22 protein-coding genes are annotated in these 23,593 nt (G+C 68.5%); 18 read left to right on the forward strand and 4 right to left on the reverse strand.

Features of this window, described 5'->3' with window-relative positions:
- The first annotated feature begins 564 nt into the window (after window positions 1-564).
- The 17 genes from P5F91_RS16380 (at window position 565) to lpxC (ending at window position 21,607) form a co-directional block, all read left to right on the forward strand.
- The gene (locus tag P5F91_RS16380; protein ID WP_088871857.1) at window positions 565-1,059 is read left to right on the forward strand and encodes a division/cell wall cluster transcriptional repressor MraZ; all 495 of its coding nucleotides are present in this window, start codon (window positions 565-567) and stop codon (window positions 1,057-1,059) included.
- Complete coding sequence (rsmH, locus tag P5F91_RS16385; protein ID WP_277907619.1) at window positions 1,056-2,039, forward strand: 16S rRNA (cytosine(1402)-N(4))-methyltransferase RsmH; 984 nt, start codon at window positions 1,056-1,058, stop codon at window positions 2,037-2,039. The genes P5F91_RS16380 and rsmH overlap by 4 nt, the downstream gene beginning before the upstream one ends.
- Entirely contained in the window at window positions 2,036-2,725 is a 690-nt protein-coding gene (gene ftsL, locus P5F91_RS16390) for a cell division protein FtsL (RefSeq protein ID WP_277907620.1), read from the forward strand. The genes rsmH and ftsL overlap by 4 nt, the downstream gene beginning before the upstream one ends.
- Window positions 2,722-4,473, forward strand: coding sequence for a peptidoglycan D,D-transpeptidase FtsI family protein (locus P5F91_RS16395; RefSeq protein ID WP_145611505.1), 1,752 nt, complete (start codon window positions 2,722-2,724; stop codon window positions 4,471-4,473). The genes ftsL and P5F91_RS16395 overlap by 4 nt, the downstream gene beginning before the upstream one ends.
- Before the next feature lie 106 nt (window positions 4,474-4,579).
- Window positions 4,580-6,076: a UDP-N-acetylmuramoyl-L-alanyl-D-glutamate--2,6-diaminopimelate ligase gene (locus P5F91_RS16400; protein ID WP_277907621.1), complete on the forward strand. Its 1,497-nt coding sequence runs from the start codon at window positions 4,580-4,582 to the stop codon at window positions 6,074-6,076.
- Window positions 6,073-7,539, forward strand: coding sequence for a UDP-N-acetylmuramoylalanyl-D-glutamyl-2,6-diaminopimelate--D-alanyl-D-alanine ligase (locus P5F91_RS16405; RefSeq protein ID WP_277907622.1), 1,467 nt, complete (start codon window positions 6,073-6,075; stop codon window positions 7,537-7,539). Before P5F91_RS16400 ends, P5F91_RS16405 begins: the two co-directional genes overlap by 4 nt.
- 13 nt (window positions 7,540-7,552) lie before the next feature.
- A complete protein-coding gene (gene mraY / locus P5F91_RS16410; protein ID WP_411861186.1) occupies window positions 7,553-8,635 on the forward strand; it encodes a phospho-N-acetylmuramoyl-pentapeptide-transferase in 1,083 nt (360 codons plus the stop codon).
- Between the two features lie 9 nt (window positions 8,636-8,644).
- Window positions 8,645-10,084 (forward strand): UDP-N-acetylmuramoyl-L-alanine--D-glutamate ligase, encoded by a 1,440-nt coding sequence (murD, locus tag P5F91_RS16415; RefSeq protein WP_277907623.1) that lies wholly within the window; start codon window positions 8,645-8,647, stop codon window positions 10,082-10,084.
- Window positions 10,081-11,205 (forward strand): FtsW/RodA/SpoVE family cell cycle protein, encoded by a 1,125-nt coding sequence (locus tag P5F91_RS16420; protein WP_145617238.1) that lies wholly within the window; start codon window positions 10,081-10,083, stop codon window positions 11,203-11,205. Before murD ends, P5F91_RS16420 begins: the two co-directional genes overlap by 4 nt.
- 11 nt (window positions 11,206-11,216) lie before the next feature.
- Window positions 11,217-12,308, forward strand: coding sequence for an undecaprenyldiphospho-muramoylpentapeptide beta-N-acetylglucosaminyltransferase (gene murG, locus P5F91_RS16425; protein WP_277907889.1), 1,092 nt, complete (start codon window positions 11,217-11,219; stop codon window positions 12,306-12,308).
- Between the two features lie 106 nt (window positions 12,309-12,414).
- On the forward strand, window positions 12,415-13,860 hold the full coding sequence (gene murC, locus P5F91_RS16430) for a UDP-N-acetylmuramate--L-alanine ligase (RefSeq protein ID WP_145617236.1): 1,446 nt from the start codon (window positions 12,415-12,417) through the stop codon (window positions 13,858-13,860).
- Between the two features lie 22 nt (window positions 13,861-13,882).
- A complete protein-coding gene (gene murB / locus P5F91_RS16435) occupies window positions 13,883-14,815 on the forward strand; it encodes a UDP-N-acetylmuramate dehydrogenase (protein ID WP_277907624.1) in 933 nt (310 codons plus the stop codon).
- A gap of 270 nt (window positions 14,816-15,085) precedes the next feature.
- On the forward strand, window positions 15,086-16,018 hold the full coding sequence (locus tag P5F91_RS16440) for a D-alanine--D-alanine ligase (RefSeq protein WP_145611495.1): 933 nt from the start codon (window positions 15,086-15,088) through the stop codon (window positions 16,016-16,018).
- Window positions 16,006-16,956, forward strand: a complete 951-nt coding sequence (locus P5F91_RS16445; RefSeq protein ID WP_145611493.1) for a cell division protein FtsQ/DivIB — start codon at window positions 16,006-16,008, stop codon at window positions 16,954-16,956. The genes P5F91_RS16440 and P5F91_RS16445 overlap by 13 nt, the downstream gene beginning before the upstream one ends.
- A gap of 13 nt (window positions 16,957-16,969) precedes the next feature.
- Window positions 16,970-18,247: a cell division protein FtsA gene (ftsA, locus tag P5F91_RS16450; protein ID WP_145611491.1), complete on the forward strand. Its 1,278-nt coding sequence runs from the start codon at window positions 16,970-16,972 to the stop codon at window positions 18,245-18,247.
- A gap of 130 nt (window positions 18,248-18,377) precedes the next feature.
- The gene (gene ftsZ / locus P5F91_RS16455; protein WP_145611489.1) at window positions 18,378-20,156 is read left to right on the forward strand and encodes a cell division protein FtsZ; all 1,779 of its coding nucleotides are present in this window, start codon (window positions 18,378-18,380) and stop codon (window positions 20,154-20,156) included.
- 497 nt (window positions 20,157-20,653) lie between these two features.
- Window positions 20,654-21,607, forward strand: a complete 954-nt coding sequence (gene lpxC, locus P5F91_RS16460; protein ID WP_145611487.1) for a UDP-3-O-acyl-N-acetylglucosamine deacetylase — start codon at window positions 20,654-20,656, stop codon at window positions 21,605-21,607.
- A 187-nt stretch (window positions 21,608-21,794) separates the two neighbouring features.
- Here the strand turns inward: lpxC and P5F91_RS16465 are convergent, their stop codons facing one another.
- Both P5F91_RS16465 and P5F91_RS16470 read right to left on the reverse strand, forming a co-directional pair.
- On the reverse strand, window positions 21,795-21,926 hold the full coding sequence (locus P5F91_RS16465) for a hypothetical protein (RefSeq protein ID WP_276328575.1): 132 nt from the start codon (window positions 21,924-21,926) through the stop codon (window positions 21,795-21,797).
- An 80-nt stretch (window positions 21,927-22,006) separates the two neighbouring features.
- A complete protein-coding gene (locus tag P5F91_RS16470) occupies window positions 22,007-22,144 on the reverse strand; it encodes a hypothetical protein (RefSeq protein ID WP_186291146.1) in 138 nt (45 codons plus the stop codon).
- Window positions 22,145-22,450: 306 nt separating this feature from the next.
- Here P5F91_RS16470 and P5F91_RS16475 point away from each other — a divergent pair, with 306 nt between their 5' ends.
- Window positions 22,451-22,909 carry a DUF4265 domain-containing protein gene (locus tag P5F91_RS16475; protein ID WP_145611485.1) on the forward strand — a complete coding sequence of 153 codons (459 nt, stop codon included), beginning with the start codon at window positions 22,451-22,453 and terminating at the stop codon, window positions 22,907-22,909.
- Window positions 22,910-23,019: 110 nt separating this feature from the next.
- On the opposite strand, the gene P5F91_RS16480 is transcribed toward P5F91_RS16475, so the two are convergent.
- Entirely contained in the window at window positions 23,020-23,163 is a 144-nt protein-coding gene (locus P5F91_RS16480) for a hypothetical protein (protein ID WP_186454806.1), read from the reverse strand.
- Between the two features lie 64 nt (window positions 23,164-23,227).
- Window positions 23,228-23,539: a hypothetical protein gene (locus P5F91_RS16485; RefSeq protein ID WP_145611483.1), complete on the reverse strand. Its 312-nt coding sequence runs from the start codon at window positions 23,537-23,539 to the stop codon at window positions 23,228-23,230.
- Between the last annotated feature and the right edge of the window lie 54 nt (window positions 23,540-23,593).

Genomic DNA, 23,593 nt, shown 5'->3' on the forward strand with positions numbered 1-23,593 from the left:
CCCGCCTATGGGATGGCATGGGATTTTCGGCGTCGTTTGGGCGCCGCATGGGAATTCATGGGAAAGGGCGGTAAAACGACTTCTGACGCCTACATATCGCGGCCTATGACCTTTCCCTTACCATATTTGGTGCCACCCCCCTGAACCGACGAGTACTTGGGACTAAAACCGGCCCCCGAATAACCAAGGTGGCTTATCCAAAAGATTTGGGCGGCGTTTCACTAACGGCTGTGCGGACGACCCCCTTATCCACAGGATAGGTACCCCCTATCCGAAGGCTATTAGATTCGGCGGAAACCCACGAATATATGGGCCCGGGACCTACCCGTTCGATTTAGAGGCGCCGGCAAGAAGAACGTTTTCCACAACTGTGGAAAAACGCTGTGTGGACAAGCATTGAGCCGAGTCCTCCCATTGACGCCCATAAGTTCCCATGCTACCCCATATGGACCCAAAAACAGGGCGCGCAGGCTATCCGGTCTTACCCGGACGGGCGGCGCATTCTGAAACTGGGGCTGGTGCCGGATCGGGTGGGGCGCGGAGGCGCTGGAGACGCGGGGATCGATGGGCTTGTTCCTGTCCACATATGTGAACAAGGTCGACAAGAAGGGTCGGGTTTCAGTCCCGTCTTCCTTCCGTGGCGTCCTTGGTGGGCAGACGGAGCTGATCGTCTTCCGGTCCCTGCAGGCCAACGCCATCGATGCCTGCAGCGTCGACTATATGGATCGCCTGTCCGAGGCGCTGGACAACCCCAACATGCCCGACGACATGCGCGACCTGATCGAGACCACGGTGTTCGGCGGCTCCGTCCGCCTGGCCCTGGATCCGGAGGGCCGTATCGTCCTGCCCGAGAACTTCCTGGCCTTCGCCGGTATCACCGAAGGTGCCGCCTTCGTCGGCCGCCGCCACACCTTCCAGATTTGGGATCCCGACGCCCTGTCCGCCCATGAGGCCGCCAGCCGCGACCGCAGCCGCGCCCAGAACATCTCGCTGTCCACCATCCTGGCCCGCACCAACTCGGTCCTGGCGGCCGGGTCCAATGGCGGGGGTGCGCAATGAGCGAGACGACCACTTCCGCTGAGCCACAGGTCCACATCTCCGTCCTGCTGGCCGAGGTGCTGACGGCCCTGGCCGTGCGCGATGGCGGCGTTTATGTCGACGGTACCTTCGGCGCCGGCGGCTACACCCGCGCCATCCTGGAAGCGGCGGATTGCCAGGTCATCGGCATCGACCGCGACCCCGCCGCCATCAAGCGGGCGGAGCCCCTGCTGGCCCGCTTCCCCGGCCGCCTGCGCATCATCGAGGGCCGGTTCGGCGACATGGCCGAGCTGCTGGCCGCCCACGGCATCGGCCCGGTGGACGGCGTGGCGCTGGACATCGGCGTCTCCTCCCCCCAGATCGACGATCCGGCGCGCGGTTTCTCCTTCCGCTTCGACGGCCCGCTGGACATGCGCATGAGCCTGAGCGGCCCCACCGCCGCCGACGTGGTCAACGACTACGCCGAAGCCGATATCGCCAACATCCTGTGGCGCCTGGGCGAGGAACGCCTATCCCGCCGGGTGGCCCGTGCCATCGTGGCCGCCCGCGCCACGTCCCGAATCGAGACCACGGCGCAGCTGGCGGACATCATCCGCGGCGTCGTTCCCCGCTCCAAGAAGGATGGCATCGACCCCGCCACCCGCAGCTTCCAGGCCCTGCGCCTGCACGTGAATGACGAGCTGGGGGAGCTGGACCGTGGCCTGGCCGGGGCCGAACGGGTGCTGGCACCCGGCGGTCATCTGGCGGTCGTCTCCTTCCATTCCCTGGAAGACCGGCGGGTCAAGGACTTCCTGCGCCAGCGCAGCGGGTCGGAGGGCGCGCCGTCGCGCCACATGCCGGCCGCCCACAGCGGCCCCGCCCCCACCTTCCGTCTTCTGGGGCGCAGCGGGGTCACCCCGGGCGAACCTGAACTTCGCCACAATCCGCGCGCCCGATCCGCTCGGTTGCGCGCCGCCGAACGCACCAACGCCCCCGCTTGGCCCATGGGAGAAGCAGCATGATAGGCAAGTCCACGCTCGTCTGGCTGTGCCTCGCCACTGTCGCCAGCGGCATCCTCTATCACACCAGCTACCGCGTGCAGGAGGAGCAGGAGCACCTGGCCTCCCTCAACCGGCAGATCGCGCAGGAGCAGCAGTCCATCCAGGTGCTGCGCGCCGAATGGGCCTACCTGAACGATCCCACCCGGCTGGAGCGCCTGGCGACCGAGCATTCCACCCTGCGCCCCACCAAGGCGGAGCAGATGGTGGCCCTGGCCGCCGTGCCGGTGAAGCCGGAGGCGCCCGCCCCGGTTCCCGGCGCGCCGGCGGACCAGGCGAAGCCCGTCCCGGCGCCGGAGTCCACCTACGTCGCCAGCGCGGCGCCGGCCGCCCCCGCCGTGCAGGTCGCCGTCGCCCAGGCCGCGCCGGCGCCCATGCCCAAGGCCCAGGTCGTGGCGCTGAAGGCGCCGGACGTGCAGGCATCCGCCCCGGTGAAGGCCGCCACCAAGCCGGCCCCCACCGTGAAGGCGGCGAAGCAGCCTGAGCGGGTGGACAGCATCGGCGCCCTGATGGCCAGCCTGGACGCCGCCGACAGGGCCGGCGGCAAGGTCACCCTCGCCTCCGCCTCCGGCAGCGCCGCCAAGCCCAAGGCCAAGCCCATCCTGATGGCGGAGCAGACCTTGAGCGCCAAGCTGGGGGCCGCCCGATGAGTGACGCGCCCTTTTCCCTGACCGGTTTCGACATCGCGGGCATGGAGCGCATCCAGGCCCCCAGGTCGGAAGGCAGGGTCCGCCTGAACAACCCCACCAGCCACGCCTTGGAGCAGGGCCGGTCGCGCCTTCTGGTGACGGCCGCCCTGTTCGCGTTGGTCCTGGGCGCCATCGGCGTGCGCTTGGCCGACACCATGGTGTTCAGCCGCGAGGCGGAGCCGCCGGTGGCGGAGAACACCACAGCCCGTCCCCTGCCCGTCACCCGGGCGGAGATCACCGACCGCAACGGCGTGCTGCTGGCGACCTCGCTGGCCACCGCGTCCGCCTACGCCGATCCCAAGCTGGTGATCGACGCGGAGGAGGCCGCCCGCAAGTTGGTGGCCACCCTGCCGGACCTCGACTATCGCCAGGTGCTGAAGGACCTGAAGGGTGACAAGCGCTTCGTCTGGATCAAGCGCAACCTGACGCCCCGCCAGGAATTCGAGGTTAACAAGCTGGGCATCCCCGGCGTCTTCTTCCAGCAGGAGGAACACCGCATCTATCCGCAGGGCAGCCTGACCGCCCACCTGATCGGCCTGACCGGCATCGACAACAACGGCCTGATGGGTATCGAGCAGTCGTTCGACAAGCGCCTGCGCGAAAATTCGGAGCCGCTGCGGCTGTCCGTCGATGTGCGCCTGCAGCACATCGTGCGCAAGGAAATCACCCAGGCCATGCAGGACTTCAACGCCATCGGCGGCGCCGGCCTGATCATGGACATCAAGACCGGCGAAATCCTGTCGATGGTCAGCCTGCCGGACTTCGACCCCCAGAATCCGGGGGAGATGCACGACGAGTCGAAGTTCAACCGCGCCACCCTGGGCGTCTATGAGATGGGCTCGGTGTTCAAGATCCTGAACACCGCCATCGCCCTGGAAACCGGCACGGTTAAGCTGCACGAGACCTTCGACACCAGCCACCCGCTGAAGATCGGCCGCTTCACCATCCATGACGATGAGCCGGTGAACTACTGGATGGACGTGGTCGACATCTTCCGCAAGTCGTCCAACATCGGCTCCGCCAAGATGGCGGAGAAGTTCGGTATCGACGTGCAGCGGGAATACATGGGCCGCTTCGGCATGCTGAAGGCCCCGTCGCTGGAGATCCCCGAGGTGGGCGGCCCGCTGGTGCCCAACCCCTGGCGCCCCACCACCCTGCTGACCGTCGCCTTCGGCCACGGCATCTCCGTCAGCCCCATCCAGATGTCCTCGGCCGTGGCCGCCGTGGTCGACGGCGGCATCATGCGCCCGGCCACCCTGCTGAAGCGCGACCCCAACGCCGAAATCCCCGAGACCCGGGTGATCTCGCCCCAGACCTCCGCCATCCTGCGCAAGCTCATGCGCCTGGTGGTGACCGAGGGCACGGGCAAGACCGCCTTCGGCTCGGGGGACTTGAAGGCGGCGGACACGCTGGACTATCTGGTGGGCGGCAAGACCGGCACCGCCGAGAAGGTCAGCGGCAAGGGCTATGCCCACAAGTCGCTGCGCACCTCCTTCGCCGGCGCCTTCCCCATGACCGACCCGCGTTATGTGGTGTTCGTCATGGTGGATGAGCCGCACGGCACCAAGAAAAGCTTCGGCTTCGCCACCGCCGGCTGGGTCGCCGCCCCCGCGGTGCAGCGCATCGTCTGGCAGGCGGCACCCCTGCTGGGGGTGAAGCCGGTGGTCCGCAACGATCCCGAGATTTTGCAGGCCATGACCATCAACTAACCAGCCCCCCCTGAAACCCACACGACAGGGCACCGCAAGGTGGGGGTCGACCGATGCCGGGCAGCGCGCTATCAACCCGCCCCGGCATCACGTGTGAGAGGGACCCTTGCGTCTGACCGATCTGATGGCATCGCGCACCGAAATCGCCGTATCGGCGCTGGCCCTGGAACGGGACCCCGAGATCACCGGCCTGACCGCCGACAGCCGCGCGGTCAAGCCGGGCATGCTCTTTGCCGCCATGCCGGGCAGCGCCCGCGACGGGCGGGACTTCATTCCCCAGGCGGTGGCCGCCGGCGCCGTGGCCGTGCTGGCGCCCAAGGGCACCAAGCTGCCTGAAAACCTGCCCCATCCCGTCAGCCTGATCGAGGACGCCAATCCCCGGCGGCGCTTCGCCCTGCTGGCGGCGGCCTTCTACAAGCGCCAGCCCGCCACCATCGCCGCCGTCACCGGCACCAACGGCAAGACCTCCACCGCGCAGTTCACCCGGCAGCTGTGGTCCCTGCAGGGGCACCAGGCCGGCGCCATGGGCACCCTGGGCCTGATCGCCCCCGGCTTCCCGCGTGAGGACAGCCTGACCACGCCCGACCCGGTGGCCCTGCACAGCACGCTGTCGCGCCTGGCAGAGGGCGGCATCACCCACCTGGCCATGGAGGCCAGCAGCCACGGCCTGGACCAGTTCCGCTTGGACGGCGTGCTGGTCACCGTGGGCGGCTTCACCAACCTGACCCGCGACCATCTGGATTATCACGGCACCATGGAGGCCTACTTCAAGGCCAAGGCCATGCTGTTCGACCGGGTAATGCCGCGCGGCGCGACCGCCGTGGTCAACGCCGACATCCCCGAGTTCCAGGCCCTGGCCGACCTGACGCGCGCCCGCAAGCAGACCCTGATCAGCTTCGGCGAGCAGGCGCGCGAGCTGGCGGTGAAGTCCCTGCGGCCCCTGCCCCAGGGTCAGGCCCTGACCCTGGAGGTCATGGGCACCCGCCATGACATCGTCCTGCCGCTGGTGGGCCGCTTCCAGGTGTGGAACGCCCTGTGCGCGCTGGGCATGGTCATTGGCAGCGGTGCCGAGCCGCAGGCCGCCGCCGGTCTGCTGTCGCAGCTGGACGGCGTGCGCGGCCGGCTGGAACTGGTGGCGACGCTGGACAATGGCGCCGCCGTCTATGTCGACTACGCCCACACGCCCGATGGGCTGGAGACGGTGCTGAACAGCCTGCGGCCCCATGCGGAGGGCCGCCTGTCCGTCGTCTTCGGCTGCGGCGGCGACCGTGACCGGGGCAAGCGTCCGATGATGGGCGCCATCGCCGCCCGCCTGGCCGACCGCGTCATCGTCACCGACGACAACCCGCGCACCGAGATCCCCGGCGCCATCCGGGCCGAGGTGCTGGCCGGCTGCCCCGGCGCCACCGAGGTGGACGACCGTGCCGCCGCCATCGCGCTGGCCATCGGCGAGCTGAAGGCCGGTGACGTGCTGGTCATCGCCGGCAAGGGGCATGAGCAGGGCCAGATCGTGGGCAAGGAGGTGCGCCCCTTCGACGACGCCGCCGTCGCCCGCGGCGTCCTGGGCCTGCGGGGGGGCATGGCCCCAGGGGGTGCCGCATGACCCCGGTCCAGGCCAAAACCGTGCTATGGACAGCGGCCGATGCCGCCGCCGCCGCGAACGGGCGCGCCCAAGGCGCCGACTGGGCCGCCACCGGCGTGTCCATCAACACCCGCACCCTGAACCCCGGCGACCTGTTCGTGGCGCTGAAGGGCCCCAACTTCGACGGCCACGCCTTCGTCGGGACGGCGCTGGAGCGCGGGGCCGCCGCCTGCCTGGTAAGCCAGGTGCCGGACGGCGTCGCCGCCGACGCGCCCCTGCTGGTGGTCGACGACACGCTGGCGGCGCTGGAGGATTTGGCGCGGGTTGCCCGACTGAACACCACCTCCAAGGTCATCGCCGTCACCGGGTCCGTGGGCAAGACCAGCACCAAGGAATTCCTGCGCACGGCGCTGGGCGCCTTGGGGACCACCTTCGCCACCGAAGGCAACCTGAACAACCACCTGGGCCTGCCCCTGTCGCTGGCCAGCCTGCCGGCCGACGCGCGCTTCGGCGTGTTCGAGCTGGGCATGAACCACGCGGGTGAAATCGGCCCCCTGTCGCGCATGGCGCGGCCGGACATCGCCATCATCACCACGGTTGAGGCGGTGCACCTGGAGTTCTTCGCCTCCGTTGAGGGCATCGCCGACGCCAAGGCCGAGATTTTCGAGGGCATGTCCCGCCAGGGCACGGCCATCCTGAACCGTGACAACCCGCAATATGCCCGCCTGCTGGCCGCCGCCCGCACCCAGGGCATCGGCCACGTGCTGAGCTTCGGCGCCACCGCCGGGGCGGACGCCCGGCTGATCGACCTGGATCTGGGCCCGACCGGCAGCGATGTGACGGCCGAGATCCAGGGTCAGGTCATCCGCTACACCCTGGCCGTCCCTGGCCGCCATCAGGCGCTGAACAGCCTGGCCGTGCTGCTGGCCGTGTCGGCGGCCGGCGGCGATCTGGCCATCGCCGCCCAGTCCCTGGCCACGCTGGCACCCGTCAAGGGCCGGGGGGTGCGCCAGACCGTGCCGCTGCCCCCCCATCCCCATGGGGGCGGCACCCTGACCCTGATCGACGAAAGCTACAACGCCAGCCCCGTGTCGGTGGCCGCCTCCGCCGACGTGCTGGGCCATACCCAGCCGGAATCCGGCGGCCGCCGCGTGGCGGTGCTGGGCGACATGCTGGAACTGGGCCCGGACTCTCCCAAGCTGCATGCCGGCCTGGCCGACGTGCTGGTGGCGGCCGACGTCCATCTGGTCTTCACCTGCGGCCCGAACATGCGGCATCTGTTCGACCGCCTGCCGCCCGAGCGCCGGGGCGCCCATGCCGACACCAGCGCCGAGCTGGCGCCGCTGGTGGGTGCCGCCGTACGCGCCAACGACATCGTCATGGTCAAGGGTTCCGCCGGCAGCCGCATGGCGCTGGTGGTCGATGCCCTGAAGGCCCTGGACCATCCGCCCCCCTCTTCCTCACCCGCCGTCTCCGGGAGCTAAGACCCGCCCCATGTTGTTCAATCTGCTGTTCCCGCTGGCCGACGACTTCCAGCTTTTCAACCTGTTCCGGTACATCACGTTCCGGACGGGCGGGGCCATGCTGACGGCACTGATCATCAGCTTCGTCATCGGCCCTGGCGTCATCCGCTGGCTGAAGTCCATGCAGGGGTCGGGGCAGCCCATCCGCACCGACGGGCCGGAGACGCACCTGAAGAAGAAGGGCACGCCCACCATGGGCGGCCTGATGATCATGATCTCGGTCCTGATCTCCACCGTGCTGTGGGTGGACGTGACCAACGCCTACACCTGGATCGTGCTGCTGGTCACCGTCGGTTTCGGCTTGGTGGGCTTCGGCGACGACTTCCTGAAGCTGACCAAGCGCAACACCAAGGGCCTGTCCGGCCGGGGCAAGATGGTGGCCATGATCGCGGTCTCCGGTGTCGCCACCGCCTGGTACCTGCATGTGGCGCAGAGCCCGCTGGATACCAGCCTAGCCGTGCCCTTCCTCAAGGACGTGCTGATCCCCCTGGGCTTCCTGTTCGGCCCCTGGGCGGTGTTCGTCATCGTCGGCTCCAGCCACTCCGTCAACCTGACGGACGGCCTGGATGGCCTGGCCATCGTGCCCATCATGATCGCCGCCGCCAGCTTCGGCTTGATCGCCTACCTGTCGGGCAACGCCGTCTTCGCCAACTACCTGCAGATCCATCACGTTCCCGGCACGGGTGAACTGGCGGTGTTCTGCGGCGCCCTGGTGGGTGCCGGCCTGGGCTTCCTGTGGTTCAACGCGCCGCCGGCCATGGTGTTCATGGGCGACACGGGCTCGCTGGCCATGGGCGGCGCGCTCGGCACCGTCGCCGTCATCACCAAGCATGAGCTGGTGCTGGCCATCATCGGCGGCCTGTTCGTGCTGGAAACCGTGTCGGTCATCGTGCAGGTCGCCAGCTTCAAGATGACGGGCAAGCGGGTGTTCCGCATGGCGCCGCTGCACCACCACTTCGAAAAGAAAGGCTGGTCCGAGCCGACCGTCGTCATCCGCTTCTGGATCATCGCCGTCATCCTGGCCCTGGCCGGCCTGTCCACCCTGAAGCTGCGTTAAGCCCCGCCCATGTCCCAGCCCATCCTCCTACCTTCCTTCAAAGGCCGCCGCGTGGCGGTGATGGGCTTGGCGCGTTCCGGCCTGGCGGCGGCGCGCGTGCTGGCCACCAGCGGAGCCGACGTGCTGGCCTGGGACGATGGGGTCGGGGGCCAGAAGGCGGCGGAGGCCGCCGGCATCCCCCTGACCAACCTGCATGAGGCGGATCTTTCGGGTGTCGCCGCCCTGGTGCTGTCGCCTGGGATCCCCCACACCTTCCCGGCACCACATCCGGTGGCGGCCCGCGCCAAGGCCGCCGGCGTGCCCATCATCGGCGATGTGGAACTGCTGCGCCTGGCCCAGCCGGACGCGGCCTACGTCGGCATCACCGGCACCAACGGCAAGTCCACCACCACCGCCCTGACCGGCCACATCCTGGCCCATGCCGGCCGCACCCTGGCCGTGGGCGGCAACCTGGGCATCCCCGTCCTGACCTTCCCGGCACTCGTTGCGGGCGACGTCTATGTGCTGGAGATGTCCAGCTATCAGCTGGAGCTGACGCCCTCCCTGGGCTTCGACGCCGCCGTGCTGCTGAACATCACGCCCGACCACCTGGACCGCCACGGCGGCATGGACGGCTACATCGCCGCCAAGCGCCTGATCTTCCAGGCGGGCGCCCGCGACCGGTCCAAGCCCCCGGCCATCGCCATCCTCGGCGTGGATGAGCCCAACACCGCCGCCATGGCCGACAGCCTGGAGATGGAAGGCGGCCGCAAAGTCGTGCGCATCTCATCGGAACGCGTGGTCCCGGGCGGCGTGTACGCGGCGGATGGTGTGCTGGTCGACGATACTGATGGCCAGGCCCGCGCGGTGGTCGACCTGCGCCAGTGCGCGGCCTTGCCCGGGCGTCACAACTGGCAGAACGCCTGCGCCGCCTACGCCGCCACCCGCGCCGTGGGCGTGACGCCCGAGGTGATCGCCGAGGCGATGCGCACTTTCCCCGGCCTGGTCCACCGCCAGCAGACCATCGCCACCCTCGATGGCATCCGCTTCGTCAACGACAGCAAGGCCACCAACGCCGACGCCGCGTCCAAGGCCCTGGGCTGTTACGAGGACATGTACTGGATCGTCGGCGGCAAGGCCAAGGAGGGCGGGCTCAGCGGCCTGGAACCCTTCATGGGCCGGGTGCGCCACGCCTTCCTGATTGGTGAGGCGACCGAGGAATTCGCCCCTTGGCTGGAGGGCAAGGTCAGCTATGGCCGCTACGGCACGCTGGACCAGGCGGTGCCCGCCGCCTACGCCATGGCCAGGGAAGCCATGAAAGCGAATGGAGCCGGGGGCACGGTGCTGCTGTCGCCCGCCTGCGCCAGCTTTGACCAGTATCCCAATTTCGAGGTGCGGGGCGACGCCTTCGTCCGCATCGTGCGCCAGTTGGCAGGCCAGTTGGAAACCGGAAAGGACGGGACGCCATGATCACGCTGTCGCGTACCGACCAATCCGTCATCGGCCGCTGGTGGTGGACCGTCGACCGCTGGACCCTGGCCACCGTCTTCCTCATCGCCACCATCGGCGTGGTGCTGATCCAGGCCGCCAGCCCGCCGGTGGCGGAGCGCATCGGCCTGGATAACTTCCACTTCATCCAGCATCACGTGATGATGCTGATCCCCACCCTGATCATCATGGTGGGCGTGTCGCTGCTGTCGCCCAAGGGTGTGCGGCGCATGGCCATGATCATGTTCCTGCTGTCGCTGGTGGGTGTGGCCCTGACCCTGGTGTCGGGCGTGCAGATCAAGGGCGCCACGCGCTGGATCCACCTGCCCGGACTGTCGGTCCAGCCCTCGGAATTCATCAAGCCCGCCTTCGCCGTGGTCGCCGCCTGGCTGTTCGCCCAGGCCCGGCACACTAACAACGTGGTCTATTTCGGCGTCTGCATCGTCTTCTACCTGATGATCGTGGCCCTGCTGCTGATGCAGCCCGACCTGGGCATGACCTTCGTGGTCAGCGCCGTGTGGTTCGGCCAGTTCTTCATCGCCGGCCTGCCCATCCTGCTGGTGGCGGTGCTGGTGGTCTGCGGCCTGTCCGGCCTGGTGGGCGCCTACTTCCTGTTCCCGCACGTGCAGAGCCGTGTGAACCGCTTCCTGGATCCCGCCGCCGGCGACAACTACCAGGTCCAGCGCGCGCTGGACGCCTTCCAGCACGGCGGCCTGTGGGGTACCGGCCCCGGACAGGGCACCGTCAAGATGACCATCCCCGACGCCCATGCCGACTTCATCTTCGCCGTGGCGGGGGAGGAGCTGGGCATGCTGTGGTGCCTGTTCATCGTGCTGCTGTTCGGCGTGGTGGTGATGCGCAGCTTCGCCCGGGCCTATGGCGAGCAGAGCCTGTTCGTCATGCTGGGCTCGGCCGGCCTGGCCATGCAGTTCGGCCTGCAGGCCTGCATCAACATGGCCTCCAGCCTGCACATGATGCCGACCAAGGGCATGACCCTGCCCTTCATCAGCTATGGCGGATCCTCCCTGATCGCGCTGGGCATCGGCGTCGGCATGCTGCTGGCCCTCACCCGCAAGCGCTTCGGCCAGGGGGACCTGCCGTGACCGCTTCCCCGATGGGCCCGATCGTCCTGGCGGCCGGCGGCACCGGCGGCCACCTCTTCCCGGCGGAGGCGCTGGCCCGCACCCTGCGCGCCCGGGGCCTGCCCGTCCTGCTGGTGACCGACACGCGCGGCCATGCCTTCGGCGAGGGGCTGTCCGACATCCCGGTGCACCGGGTCAGCGCCGGCACGCCGGGCCGGGGACTGGTGTCCAAGGCGCGCACGGCCCTGTCCCTATTGGCCGGCACGATGCAGGCCCGCCGCATTCTGAAGGATTTGAAGCCCGCCGCCGTGGTGGGTTTCGGCGGCTACCCCTCCGTCCCCACCGTGTTCGCGGCCCAGCGCCTGGGCATCCCCGTCGTGCTGCATGAGCAGAACGCCGTGATGGGGCGGGCCAACAAGATGCTGGCCGGCGGCGCGCGGCTGATCGCCACCTCCTTCCCGCAGGTCAGCGGCCTGCCCCGCCACGTGGCCAGCGTGCGTACCGGCAACCCCGTACGCCCGGCCATCCTGGACCTGGCCGGCCGGCCCTACACCGCCCCTACCGGGACCCTGTCCGTCCTGGTGACGGGGGGCAGCCAGGGCGCCTCTGTCTTCAGCACCATCCTGCCCGCCGCCGTCGCCCGCCTGTCCCCGGAGCATCGCCTGCGCCTGAGCATCAAGCAGCAGGCCCGGCCGGAGACCATGGAGCAGGCGCGGGAGGGGTACGCCGGCCTGGGCGCTGACGTGGAGTTGGCCCCCTTCTTCCGCGATATGGCCGGCCGGCTGGATGCCTGCCACCTGGCCATTTGTCGTTCCGGTGCCGGAACGGTGGCGGAATTGGCCGTTGCCGGCCGTCCCGCCATCCTGGTACCCTACCCTCAGGCCATGGACGATCACCAGACCGCCAACGCCAAGGCCTTGGTCGAGGCCGGCGGCGCCTGGCTGATGCCGCACGCCCAATTCACGGCCGAGGCGCTGGCCCAGCGCCTGGCCGCCTTCCTGGACGACCCGGCGCCCCTGGTCCTGGCGGCCGCCGGTTCCCGCTCCTTCGCCATTCCGGATGCGGCCGAGCGCCTGGCCGACGCGGTGCTGGACGTCACCCAGGGCGGGAGGGCCGCCGCATGAGCACCCCTCGTAAGACAGGCTTCCCCAGGGTGCCGCCCTTCGCCTATGGTCCCGCCGCCGCGGGCTGGACCCGCGCGCATTCCCCCTATCGCAGCGGAGACGGCCAATGAGGGCGATGCCCCTGTCCATCGGCACCATTCATTTCGTGGGCATCGGCGGCATCGGCATGTCCGGCATCGCCGAGGTGCTGCATAACCTGGGCTATTCCGTCCAGGGCAGCGACCTGGCCGACAATTACAACGTCAAGCGCCTGCGCGACCTGGGCATTCCCGTATCCATCGGCCAGCGGGCGGAGAATCTGGGCGACGCCGCCGTCGTCTGCATCTCCTCCGCCGTGAAGCGCGACAACCCCGAGGTCATGGCCGCCCGCGCGGCCCTGATCCCCGTGGTGCGGCGCGCCGAGATGCTGGCGGAACTGATGCGCCTGAAGTGGTCGGTGGCCATCGCCGGCACGCACGGGAAAACCACCACCACCTCGCTGGTGTCGGCGCTGCTGGACGGCGCGGGCTTCGACCCCACCATCATCAACGGCGGCATCATCAACGCGCTCGGCACCAACGCCAAGCTGGGCTCCGGCGACTGGATGGTGGTCGAGGCGGATGAGAGTGACGGCACCTTCACCAAGCTGCCCTCCACCATCGCCGTCGTCACCAACATCGATCCCGAGCATCTGGATTTCTACGGCACCTTCGACAAGGCGCGTGAGGCCTTCGACCAGTTCGTGCAGAACATCCCGTTCTACGGCTTCGCGGCACTGTGCATCGACCATCCCGAGGTACAGGCCCTGATCAGCCGGGTGGATCGCCGCATCGTCACCTATGGCTTCAACCCCCAGGCCGACCTGCGCGCCACCAACCTGCAGACCACCGTGCAGGGCGCCTTCTATGACGTCGTCGTCTCCGACCGCGTAGCGGGGGAGGAGCGGACCATCACCGGCCTGCACCTGCCCATGTACGGGCTGCATAACGTGCAGAACTCGCTGGCCGCCATCGCCGTCGCCCTGAACATGGGCATCAACGACGACAGCATCCGCCAGAGCCTGGCCAAATTCAGCGGCGTGAAGCGCCGCTTCACCAAGACGGGCGAGAGCAACGGCATCGTCGTCATCGACGATTACGGCCACCACCCGGTGGAGATCGCGGCGGTGCTGAGTGCCGCCCGCACCGCCGGCAACGGCCGCACCATCGCGGTGGTCCAGCCGCACCGCTATACCCGGCTGCAGAGCCTGTTCGAGGAATTCTGCACCTGCTTCAACGACGCCGACGCCGTCATCGTCGCCGACGTCTATGCCGCCGGTGAGACGCCCATCCCCGGCGTCGCCAAGGAGGCGCTGGTCGACGGCCTGCGCACCCACGGCCACCGCCACGCCCTGCCCCTGCCCTCGCCCGAGGCGCTGCCGTCCATGATCCGCGACATGGCGCGGCCGGGCGACCTGGTGGTCTGCCTGGGCGCCGGCAGCATCACCACCTGGGCCAACGCCCTGCCGGCGGAGTTGGACCGCCTGTTCGGCACCGCCATCCCCGGTTCGCGCAACGGGGGGAGCCAGGGCTGACATGATGGCGGAACGGCGCACCATGGATGAAGGAGAGCTCAGCCGGGGCACCGCCCTGCTGCGCCGCCTGCCGTCCGTGCGTGGCCGCCTGACGCCCGACGCCCCGCTGGGCCCCTTGACCTGGTTCCGCGTGGGCGGCCCGGCCGACGTGCTGTTCCGCCCGGCGGACGAGGACGACCTGGCCCAATTCCTGGCCGCCTGCCCGGCCGACGTGCCGGTCACCGTCATCGGTGTCGCCAGCAACCTGCTGGTCCGCGACGGCGGCGTGCGCGGCGTGGTCATCCGCCTGGGCGGCAGCTTCGCCCAGGTCTCCGTCGAGGGTGATCTGGTCCACGCCGGCGCTGGCGCCCTGGACCTGACCGTGGCGCAGACGGCGCAGGCCGCCGGCCTGTCCGGGTTGGAGTTCCTGTCCGGCATCCCGGGCACCATCGGCGGCGCCATCCGCATGAACGGCGGCGCCTATGGTGGGGAGACGGTGGACGTGATCGAGACGGCGGTGGGCATCGACCGCCAGGGTCGCCGCCACGTCTACGGCCGCGACGACCTGCACCTGACCTACCGTCACTGCGGCGTGCCCGAGGACGTGATCTTCACCGCCGCCACCCTGCGCGGGACGGCCGGCGACGGGGCCGCCATCCAGGCCCGCATGGACGAGATCGCGGCCGCCCGGGCCGCCAGCCAGCCCGTGCGCGCCCGCACCGGCGGCTCCACCTTCGCCAACCCCCCCGGCGAGAAGGCCTGGGCCCTGGTGGATAGGGCCGGGTGCCGCGGCCTGGTGGTCGGCGGCGCCCAGATGTCGGAAAAGCACGCCAATTTCATGCTGAACCTGGGCGACGCCACCGCGGCCGATATCGAGGCCTTGGGCGAGGAAGTGCGGCGCCGCGTTCTGGAGACGTCGGGCATCACCCTGCGCTGGGAAATACGCCGCATCGGGGTGCCTTTGGACAAGGGTTGAGGCGCCCGCGAATCAGTCCTGAGCGGGTGCGGTAATCGCCGAAGGCCGAGTCGATTTTCGACCCGTCCGGAGGACATAGGGAAGGACTACGGGTAGTTATACCCCGGTTGCACCGGCCTGGACATTTCAACGCTATAGCTAGCGGTTTTCAAAAAGAGGCGCCAAGAAACTCACAAAATGTTGCGTTTCCCAGCGGTTCTGCAAAGGTGGGCTATCCTCTAGGGATTGTGTCGCCTGGCTGAACCGCCTCAGCCGATAGGGAGCCGTTTGATGAGTGGTCACCAGCCTAAGCATGTCACCGTCCTGATGGGCGGGTGGTCTGCCGAGCGCGAGGTGTCGCTTGTCAGCGGCGCGTCCATCGTCACCGCCTTGGAATCCAAGGGTTATATCGTGCGCGCCGTGGATGTGCAGCGCGACCTGGCCAGCCTGCTGGCCGCGCTGACGCCCAAGCCCGACGTCATTTTCAACGCCCTGCACGGCCGGGGCGGCGAGGACGGGATGATCCAGGGCGTGCTGGAATATCTGGGCGTGCCCTACACCCATTCCGGCGTCATGGCCTCCGCCGTTGCCATGGACAAGGCCATGACCAAGCGCGTGCTGGGCACGGTGGGCATGCCCCTCGCCCAGGACGTGATCGCCACCCGCGAGGATGTCCTGGCCGGCCATGTCATGGAACCACCCTACGTCATCAAGCCGGTGGATGAAGGCTCCAGCGTCGGCGTGCGCATCGTGCGCGCGGGCCACAACGGCCCCGCCATCGAGGCGGAGCACTGGGTCTATGGCGACACCGTGATGGTGGAGAAGTTCATCCCCGGCCGCGAGCTGACCGTGGGCGTGGTGGGCGACCGCGCCTTGACCGTGACCGAGATCGTGGCCAGCACCGAGTTCTTCGATTACACGGCCAAATACACCGAGGGCCACGCCGTCCACGTCTGCCCGGCCCAGATCCCGGCAGAGGTGGCGGAAGAAGCCAAGCGCCTGGCCCTTCTGGCCCACCAGACCCTGGGCTGCAGCGGCGTCAGCCGCAGCGACTTCCGCTGGAACGACAGCAAGCCCGGCGTCACCGGGCTGTGCTTCCTGGAGACCAACACCCAGCCGGGCTTCACGCCCCTGTCGCTGCTGCCGGAACAGGCGGCCTACGTTGGCCTCAGCTACGCCGACCTGTGCGGCTGGATTGTGGAGCACGCGGCATGCCACGGGTGACGCATCCCTCCAGCCCCGGCTTGTTCCCCGAGGGCGACAGCCCGCGCAGCCGCATCGCATACGAGACGCGGCGGACGACGCAGAAGGCCGCCCAGGCCGCCAACCGCCGCCGCGCCGTACCGCGCTGGCAGCAGTTCCTGGGCCGCCGGGCCACCGTCATCGTGCCGCTGGCCCTGGTCGGCGGCCTTGTGCTTTGGGGATGGGCCAGCGGCAAGCTGGCCGCGGCCGGCAACGCGGTGGACGCCGCCTTCCTGGACGTGACCGCGCGCGGCGGGCTGCGCGTGCAGGAGGTGCTGGTCAAGGGCCGCAAGGAGACCGACGGCGCCCAGGTGCTGGCCGCCCTTGGGGTGGAGCGCGGATCGCCCATCCTGGGCTTCGACCCGCACGCGGCGCGCAAGCAGCTGGAGCAGATCCCCTGGATCGCCAGCGCCCGCATCGAGCGGCGCCTGCCCGACACCCTGTTCGTCGTGCTGACGGAACGCCAGCCCATGGCCATCTGGCAGCACGAGCAGAAGCTGGCCCTGGTGGATGCCGAGGGCACGGTGCTGACCGACCATAACCTGGACCACTTTCCTAACCTGCCCATCCTAGTGGGCGAGGGTGCCCCCAAGCAGGGTCGCGCCCTGCTGGCGGCGCTGGCGTCCGAGCCCACCATCCAGTCCCGCGTCGACGCCGCCGTGCTGGTGGGCGCCCGCCGCTGGGATCTGCACCTGAAGGGCGGCCTGGAAGTGCGTCTGCCGGAAGTGAACTACGAGGCGGCCCTGCACCAGCTGGCCGCGCTTGAGGCATCAGACAAGATTTTGGAGCGCGACGTGGTCGCCATCGACCTGCGCGTGCCGGACCGGCTTGTTGTCCAATCCTCGCCCGCCGCGATCGCGGCCAAAGCGGCGGCGAAGGCCGCGGACAAGAAGCGCCAGGCGGCGGCGAAAAAGAACTGAGGCGGACCAGACCATGGCATTCACCGTAACCGGCCGGTCCAAGCCCAAGCGCGTGGCGCGCGGGGGCACCATCGCCGCCCTCGACGTGGGCAGCAGCAAGGTCGTGTGCTTCATCGCCCGGGTGGAGGAGCCCGGTTCCATCCGCGTGGTCGGCATCGGCCACCAGGTGTCGCGCGGCGTGCGCGCCGGCGCCATCGTGGACATGGAGGCGGCGGAGACCGCCATCGGCACAGCCGTGCACGCGGCCGAGACCATGGCCGGCGAACAGATTCGCGAGGTGCTGGTGGGCCTGTCCGGCGGGCAGCCGGAAAGCCAGACCCTAACGGTGGAAACGGGCATCTCCGGTTCCGAGATCACCGACCACGACCTGCGCCGCGCCCTGGCCCATGCCCGCAACCTGAACGTCTCGGCGGATGCGGAGCTGATCCATTCCATCCCCGTGGGCTACACGGTGGACGGGTCCAGCGGCATCCGCGACCCGCGCGGCATGGTGGGGGAGCGGCTGGGCGTGCGCCTGCATGTGGTGACGGCCGCCGCCGGCCCGGTGCGCAACCTGAATTCCTGCGTCGGCCGCTGCCACCTGGGCGTGGAAGGCTTCGTCATGTCCCCCTTCGCCGCGGGCCTGTCCTGCCTGGTCGAGGATGAGATGGACCTGGGCGTCACCCTGATCGACATGGGCGGTGGCACCACCAGCATCTCCGTCTTCTTCGACGGCAAGATGGTGTGGACCGACAGCGTGCCCATCGGCGGCAGCCACGTCACCAGCGACATCGCCCGCGGCCTGACCACGCCGCTGGCCCATGCCGAGCGGTTGAAGACCCTGTACGGCAGCGCCCTGCCCGCCCCATCGGACGAGCGTGAGATCATCGACGTGCCGCAGATCGGGGAGGAGGACCGGGCCCAGGCCCACCACGTGCCGAAGTCCCTGCTGGTCGGCATCATCCAGCCCCGGCTGGAAGAGGTGTTCGAGTTCGTGCGCGGGCGCCTGGACGCCTCGGGCTTCGCCAAGCTGGCCGGCCGTCGCGTCGTCTTGACCGGTGGCGCCAGCCAGCTGCCCGGCATGCGCGAGCTGGCCCAGCAGGTGCTGGACAAGCAGGTGCGCCTCGGCCGCCCCTTGCGCATCGGCGGTCTGGCGGAATCCGTGGGCGGTCCCGCCTTCTCCGCCGCCGCGGGCCTGCTGGCCTACGCCGTCCAGCAACATGCCGAGGCCCCGGCCCTGGCGCCCTTGATGGAGCCCAGCGGCGGCGGCTGGCTGGGCCGCATGGGCAACTGGCTGAGGGACAATTTATGACCCCGGCAACCGCCCTCAAGAGATTCAGGCCACCGCCATTGCGAACGCGATGTCCCGGCCGAAGACCGACGAACCCGACCCAAGACCTAACCGCACCGTATTCCGGACGCTCCGCAGAGGGGACAACGCCATGACCATCAAAGTCACCATTCCGCCGGTGGAAGTGCTGACCCGCCCGCGCATCACCGTGTTCGGTGTCGGCGGCGCCGGCGGCAACGCCGTCAACAACATGATCCGCTCCAACCTGGAAGGGGTGGAGTTCGTGGTCGCCAACACCGACGCGCAGGCGTTGACCGGCAGCGAGGCCACCAAGCGCCTTCAGCTGGGCAGCACCATCACCCGCGGTCTGGGCGCCGGTTCGCGCCCCGACGTGGGCCGTGCCGCCGCCGAGGAACAGCTGGAGGAGATCCTCTCCTACCTGGAAGGCACCAACATGTGCTTCATCACCGCCGGCATGGGCGGTGGCACGGGCACGGGTGCCGCCCCGGTGATCGCACGCGCCGCGCGGGAACAGGGCATCCTGACGGTGGGCGTGGTGACCAAGCCCTTCCATTTCGAAGGTGCGCACCGCATGCGCATCGCGGAGCAGGGCATCAACGAGCTGGCCGGCTATGTCGATACGCTGATCATCATTCCCAACCAGAACCTGTTCCGGGTGGCGAATGAGAAGACCACGTTCGCCGACGCCTTCAAAATGGCCGACGACGTGCTGCACTCCGGCGTGCGCGGCGTGACCGACCTGATGGTCATGCCTGGCCTGATCAACCTGGACTTCGCCGACATCCGCACCGTGATGACGGAGATGGGCAAGGCCATGATGGGCACGGGCGAGGCCACCGGCGAGCGCCGGGCCGTGGAGGCCGCCGAGGCCGCCATCAGCAACCCGCTGCTGGACGACGTGTCGATGAAGGGCGCCCGCGGTGTCCTGATCAACATCACCGGCGGCTATGACATGACCCTGTTCGAGGTGGACGAAGCGGCCAACCGCATCCGCGACGAGGTCGACCCCGACGCCAACATCATCTTCGGCTCCACCTTCGACGCCCAGCTGGACGGTAAGATGCGCGTCTCCGTGGTGGCGACCGGCATCGAGACCCTGGCCGGCCAGCAGCCGCGCCAGCAGCCGGCTGCCCCGCAGTTGTCGGTTGTCAGCACCAGCGCCGTGCGCCGTGCGCCGGCCCCGGCGGCCACGCCCTCGGTCAGCACGCCCGTCCGCCCGGCCGGCGCCAGCTACCACGCCGCCCTGACCCCGGCGCCGGTGGCGCCGACGGCCGCCGCTCCGGCGGTTTCGGCCGCCATGACCGCCCCGCTTGCGGCCCCGGCGGCGGCGCAGCCCGCGCCGCAGATGGCCGTTCCCGCCCCGGCGCCCTTCACCCCGGCGGCCGAGCCGGCCCCCGCCCCCGTAGCGGCGGCCCCGGCCGTCGAGGTGGCGCCGGAGCCTGTGGCCGAGCAGCCGACCCCCCGGACTGAGGTGCCGATGCGCGCCCCCGCTCCGGGCGCCCTGCGCGGCGAGCGCAGCGGTGGCGGCTTCATCCCGCCGCGTCCCGCCGACGCCGGTCCGCGCCTGGGCGCGCCCAACCCCGAGCGCTACACCCCGCCGCAGGCGGAGCCGCGCAAGAAGGGTATCTTCCAGCGCATGTTCGGTTTCGGCGGTGATGAGCCGGCCCCGGCCCCGCAGGTCCAGCACCCGCAGCCGGCGCCGCGTCAGCCCGCCCCCGCCGCGCACTACGCCCCGCAGCAGCACGCGCCGCAAGTCCAGCACCCGCAACCGGCGCAGCAGCACGCCCCGGCCCCGCAGGCGGCCCCCCGCCAGCAACCGGCCGTGCATCAGGAGCCCGGCCTGGGCCGCGCGCCGGGCGAGGACAGCTCGCTGGACATCCCGGCGTTCCTGCGCCGGCAGGCCAACTGACGGTGTCGAATTGCCGGCACGCGTGTGACTGACGTCACTGCATTGCATCATGTGAAGGGCCGCTTTCCGCAGGAAGGCGGCCCTTTTCATTTGCGGCGAAAAGAAGGCAAAATTGCATTTGTGCTCAAATAGATACGCATAGCCTCACGTAACATTCGGTAACAAAGAGTGATTTGAAGCCTGGCGCCCACGTTGTTACTTAGGCAGCGTGACGTTCGGCTTTGGATGCACCGCAACACGCGGTTAAACACCCGGAACCAGCGCCACAGCCCAAGGCGGCAAGGCGGCAGGGTCGATTAATCGACCGATAGCCGGACCGGTCGCCGGACGTGGATGGCAGGACCCGCACATCGCGATTGAGGTGGTCACGGTTGGACCGCCCCGCCCGCCGCCCCCGTCCGAACGCAAAGTCCCCGGTGGATATAACCCTGGGGCGCACGTGATGCAGGAAAGGCCCCAGCCCGACCGTATCACGGCCGAATAAGGAAGTTGGAACCGTGTACGCCGATCGTGAACCCACCACCGCCGCCCGCCAGCAGACGCTGAAGGCCCCCATCAACTGCACCGGTGTCGGTCTGCATTCCGGCCTGCCCGTTGCCATGACGATGCGCCCGGCGCCGGTGAACACCGGCATCGTCTTCCGTCGGGTGGATCTGTTGCGCGGTGGTGCCACCGAAGCCCAGGCGGCCGTGCCGGCCCGTTGGGACGCGGTGGTGGACACCCGCCTGTGCACGGTGGTCGCCAACGCCACCGGCGCCACGGTGGGCACGGTTGAGCATGTCATGTCGGCCCTGCGCGGCTGCGGCATCGACAACCTGTTCATCGACCTGGACGGGGCCGAGGTTCCCATCATGGACGGCAGCGCCGCCCCCTTCGTCTTCCTCATCGAGTGCGCCGGCATCATCCAGCAGGAGGCCGCGCGCCGCATCATCCGCGTGCTGCGCCCCGTGTCGGTGGTGGAGGGCGAGAAGGTCGCCACTCTGACCCCGGCCTCGGGCTCCAGCTTCGCGTTCGAGATCGACTTTGCCAGCGCCGCCGTCCGCCGTCAGGAAGGCTTCGTCCGCCTGGAAGCCGACAGCTTCAAGGATGAGGTGGCCGAGGCCCGCACGTTCGGCTTCCTGCAGGAGGTGGACATGCTGCGCCGCGCCGGCCTGGCCCGGGGCGGCTCCATGGACAACGCCATCGTCATCGACGGTGACCGCGTCCTGAACGAGGGCGGCCTGCGCTTCGATGACGAATTCGTACGCCACAAGATCCTGGACGCCGTGGGCGACCTGTACATGGCGGGCTACGCCATCGTCGGCCATTATTCCGGCATCCGGTCCGGCCACGCCCTGAACAACAAGCTGCTGCGCGCTCTGTTCGCCGACGCCTCCGCCTACGAGATTGTCGAGGAAATGGACGCCGCCTTCGTCCCGGCTTGGGAGCAGCCGCTGCTGGCCACCGCCTGATACTTGAATACCTGATACTCGAATAGACGAATCACGCCGCCGTCCGTCCGGCCAACAAGCACCAAAAACCAAACAAACACCAATCACTGAGCCTCAAACGAAAAGGCCTTCTTCCCCATCCGGGAAGAAGGCCTTTTCCGTTTCCGGCCGGGAATCCCGGCCGTCGGGTCTGGACAGTATTGGCGCCTCACAGCATGGCGTTGATGCACAGGGCCATGACGGCGGCGACGGACAGCATGCCGGCGGCCTCGACGAAGGCGGACAGGCGGGCGGCAAAACCGGTGGTGACGGCGGTCTCGGTGGCGGTGACGGTGGTCATGATCTTAATCCCCTTCTGAATGATGATCGCTGGTCGGGCGATGGTCGTTTGATGAGAAGCGCGTGAGGTTTGGGTTCGGTTTACAGCATGGCGTTGATGCTGGCGGCGATCAGCAGGGCCACAGCCATCATGGCCACGCCCTCGACGGCGGCGGTGTCGGGCAACACCTTGAAAAAGCGGAAGGAAGCGGTGCGGCTGGAAGCGGCGAAGGCGGTCATTTCTCTCTCCATCAGGATCGTTGGTCGGTGATGTCCCTATAAGAGCAAGGGCCGTGCCAACTCATCAAAATGGCGGAAATCCTGGGGTGCGGGCCTTCACGCACCACCGCTTCGCCATCACACCGCCAGAATTTGGCCGCAATGACGATTTAGTGTTGAAATGAGCCATTCTATACTGTGCGACGGTGAACACTGTCCGTTTGCGTACATCATCCACCTGTCCGCTGACGTACGGTTTAAGGCGGGGGTGCCGAGCGCTGTCACGGGTAAGCTGTCTGATCCGAAGGCCGCGCGGGAACCGCCGTGATGAATACCAAGCGCTCCATGATCAAGCTCACCATTCCCACCGACCCGACCGACTGGCACGGCGGTGCCATGGAGCATGTCTGGGCCACGCCTTTGGGTGGCGATCTCTACGTCCTAGAGAACTCACCGGGCAGCGCCTATGGCCTGAGCTATCAGGACATCGTCGTCGCTCACCCGGAGGATGGCCTGCTGCTATTCCGGCGCGTCCATGCCCGCCAGGGCCATTCCACCTATCGCATTCGCCTGGCCAAGGAGACGACGATTCAGGACTTCCTGCGTCATTGGCAAGCCATCCAGGCGCTGGGCTGCACCTTTGAAGGCGAGTTCGGTGGGCGCGGATACATCGTCGATATTCCCCCAGCCACAGATGCGCATGCCGCCTACGCCCTGATGATGGAGAGCGAGGACCGGGGCATCTGGATTTTTGAAGAAGCTCACTACGGCGGCCCGGATAGGTAATGTCCCAAAAGCGAAAGGCCCTCTTCCCGTATGGAAAGAAGGCCTTTTCGATTGCGCCGGACCCCCGGCCGGCGCGCCCACCACGACGGGGCGCGCTCCGATCAGCGATGTCATAGCATGGCGTTGATGCACAGGGCCATGGCACCGGCGACGGCCAGCATGCCGGCGGCCTCGACCAGGCTGGTCAGGCGGGTCATCAGGCCGGCGGTGGCGGTGCGGCGAGTGGCGGGCCGGCTGGCGGTAACGGTGGTCATGATTGCTATCCCCTTCTCTTATGGACGGCCGCTGGTCAGGCGGCGGCGTTTGGATGGTGCCAGCTTAGAGCATGGCGTTGATGCTGGCGGCGATCAGCAGGGCCACAGCCGTCATGGCGACGGTCTCGATAGCATCAATGCTGGGCAAGCCCTTGAAGAAGCGGAAAGAAGCGGTGCGGCTGGCGGTGGCGTAGGCGGTCATTGTCATCTCCATCAGGATCGGCGTTTGGCGATGTCCCCATAAGAGCAAAGGGCGTGCCAACACATATGAATCCATATATTTCAATAACTTAAACTGAAACTCATCCACCATTAACAGTGGCGCCGCCATTAAGTAGCCGCATTTGCAATTTATTGCCAAAATACGCGACGCCACCCTGTGCGCCTCCGAACACTGTCCATTTCCGGACACTCATTCCGACCCTCCCCA

Origin of the sequence: Nitrospirillum amazonense (genome assembly GCF_029594735.1) — a bacterium.
Taxonomy (GTDB): Bacteria; Pseudomonadota; Alphaproteobacteria; order Azospirillales; family Azospirillaceae; genus Nitrospirillum; species Nitrospirillum amazonense.

Bases quoted from the DNA above. Each gene is read 5' to 3' on its own strand.
- P5F91_RS16380 (WP_088871857.1), top strand. From the start codon at position 565: ATGGGCTTGTTCCTGTCCACATATGTGAACAAGGTCGACAAGAAGGGT.
- rsmH (WP_277907619.1), top strand. From the start codon at position 1,056: ATGAGCGAGACGACCACTTCCGCTGAGCCACAGGTCCACATCTCCGTC.
- ftsL (WP_277907620.1), top strand. From the start codon at position 2,036: ATGATAGGCAAGTCCACGCTCGTCTGGCTGTGCCTCGCCACTGTCGCC.
- P5F91_RS16395 (WP_145611505.1), top strand. From the start codon at position 2,722: ATGAGTGACGCGCCCTTTTCCCTGACCGGTTTCGACATCGCGGGCATG.
- P5F91_RS16405 (WP_277907622.1), top strand. From the start codon at position 6,073: ATGACCCCGGTCCAGGCCAAAACCGTGCTATGGACAGCGGCCGATGCC.
- murD (WP_277907623.1), top strand. From the start codon at position 8,645: ATGTCCCAGCCCATCCTCCTACCTTCCTTCAAAGGCCGCCGCGTGGCG.
- P5F91_RS16420 (WP_145617238.1), top strand. From the start codon at position 10,081: ATGATCACGCTGTCGCGTACCGACCAATCCGTCATCGGCCGCTGGTGG.
- murG (WP_277907889.1), top strand. From the start codon at position 11,217: ATGGGCCCGATCGTCCTGGCGGCCGGCGGCACCGGCGGCCACCTCTTC.
- murC (WP_145617236.1), top strand. From the start codon at position 12,415: ATGAGGGCGATGCCCCTGTCCATCGGCACCATTCATTTCGTGGGCATC.
- murB (WP_277907624.1), top strand. From the start codon at position 13,883: ATGGATGAAGGAGAGCTCAGCCGGGGCACCGCCCTGCTGCGCCGCCTG.
- P5F91_RS16440 (WP_145611495.1), top strand. From the start codon at position 15,086: ATGAGTGGTCACCAGCCTAAGCATGTCACCGTCCTGATGGGCGGGTGG.
- P5F91_RS16445 (WP_145611493.1), top strand. From the start codon at position 16,006: ATGCCACGGGTGACGCATCCCTCCAGCCCCGGCTTGTTCCCCGAGGGC.
- ftsA (WP_145611491.1), top strand. From the start codon at position 16,970: ATGGCATTCACCGTAACCGGCCGGTCCAAGCCCAAGCGCGTGGCGCGC.
- ftsZ (WP_145611489.1), top strand. From the start codon at position 18,378: ATGACCATCAAAGTCACCATTCCGCCGGTGGAAGTGCTGACCCGCCCG.
- P5F91_RS16465 (WP_276328575.1), bottom strand. From the start codon at position 21,926: ATGACCACCGTCACCGCCACCGAGACCGCCGTCACCACCGGTTTTGCC.
- P5F91_RS16470 (WP_186291146.1), bottom strand. From the start codon at position 22,144: ATGACCGCCTTCGCCGCTTCCAGCCGCACCGCTTCCTTCCGCTTTTTC.
- P5F91_RS16475 (WP_145611485.1), top strand. From the start codon at position 22,451: ATGAATACCAAGCGCTCCATGATCAAGCTCACCATTCCCACCGACCCG.
- P5F91_RS16480 (WP_186454806.1), bottom strand. From the start codon at position 23,163: ATGACCACCGTTACCGCCAGCCGGCCCGCCACTCGCCGCACCGCCACC.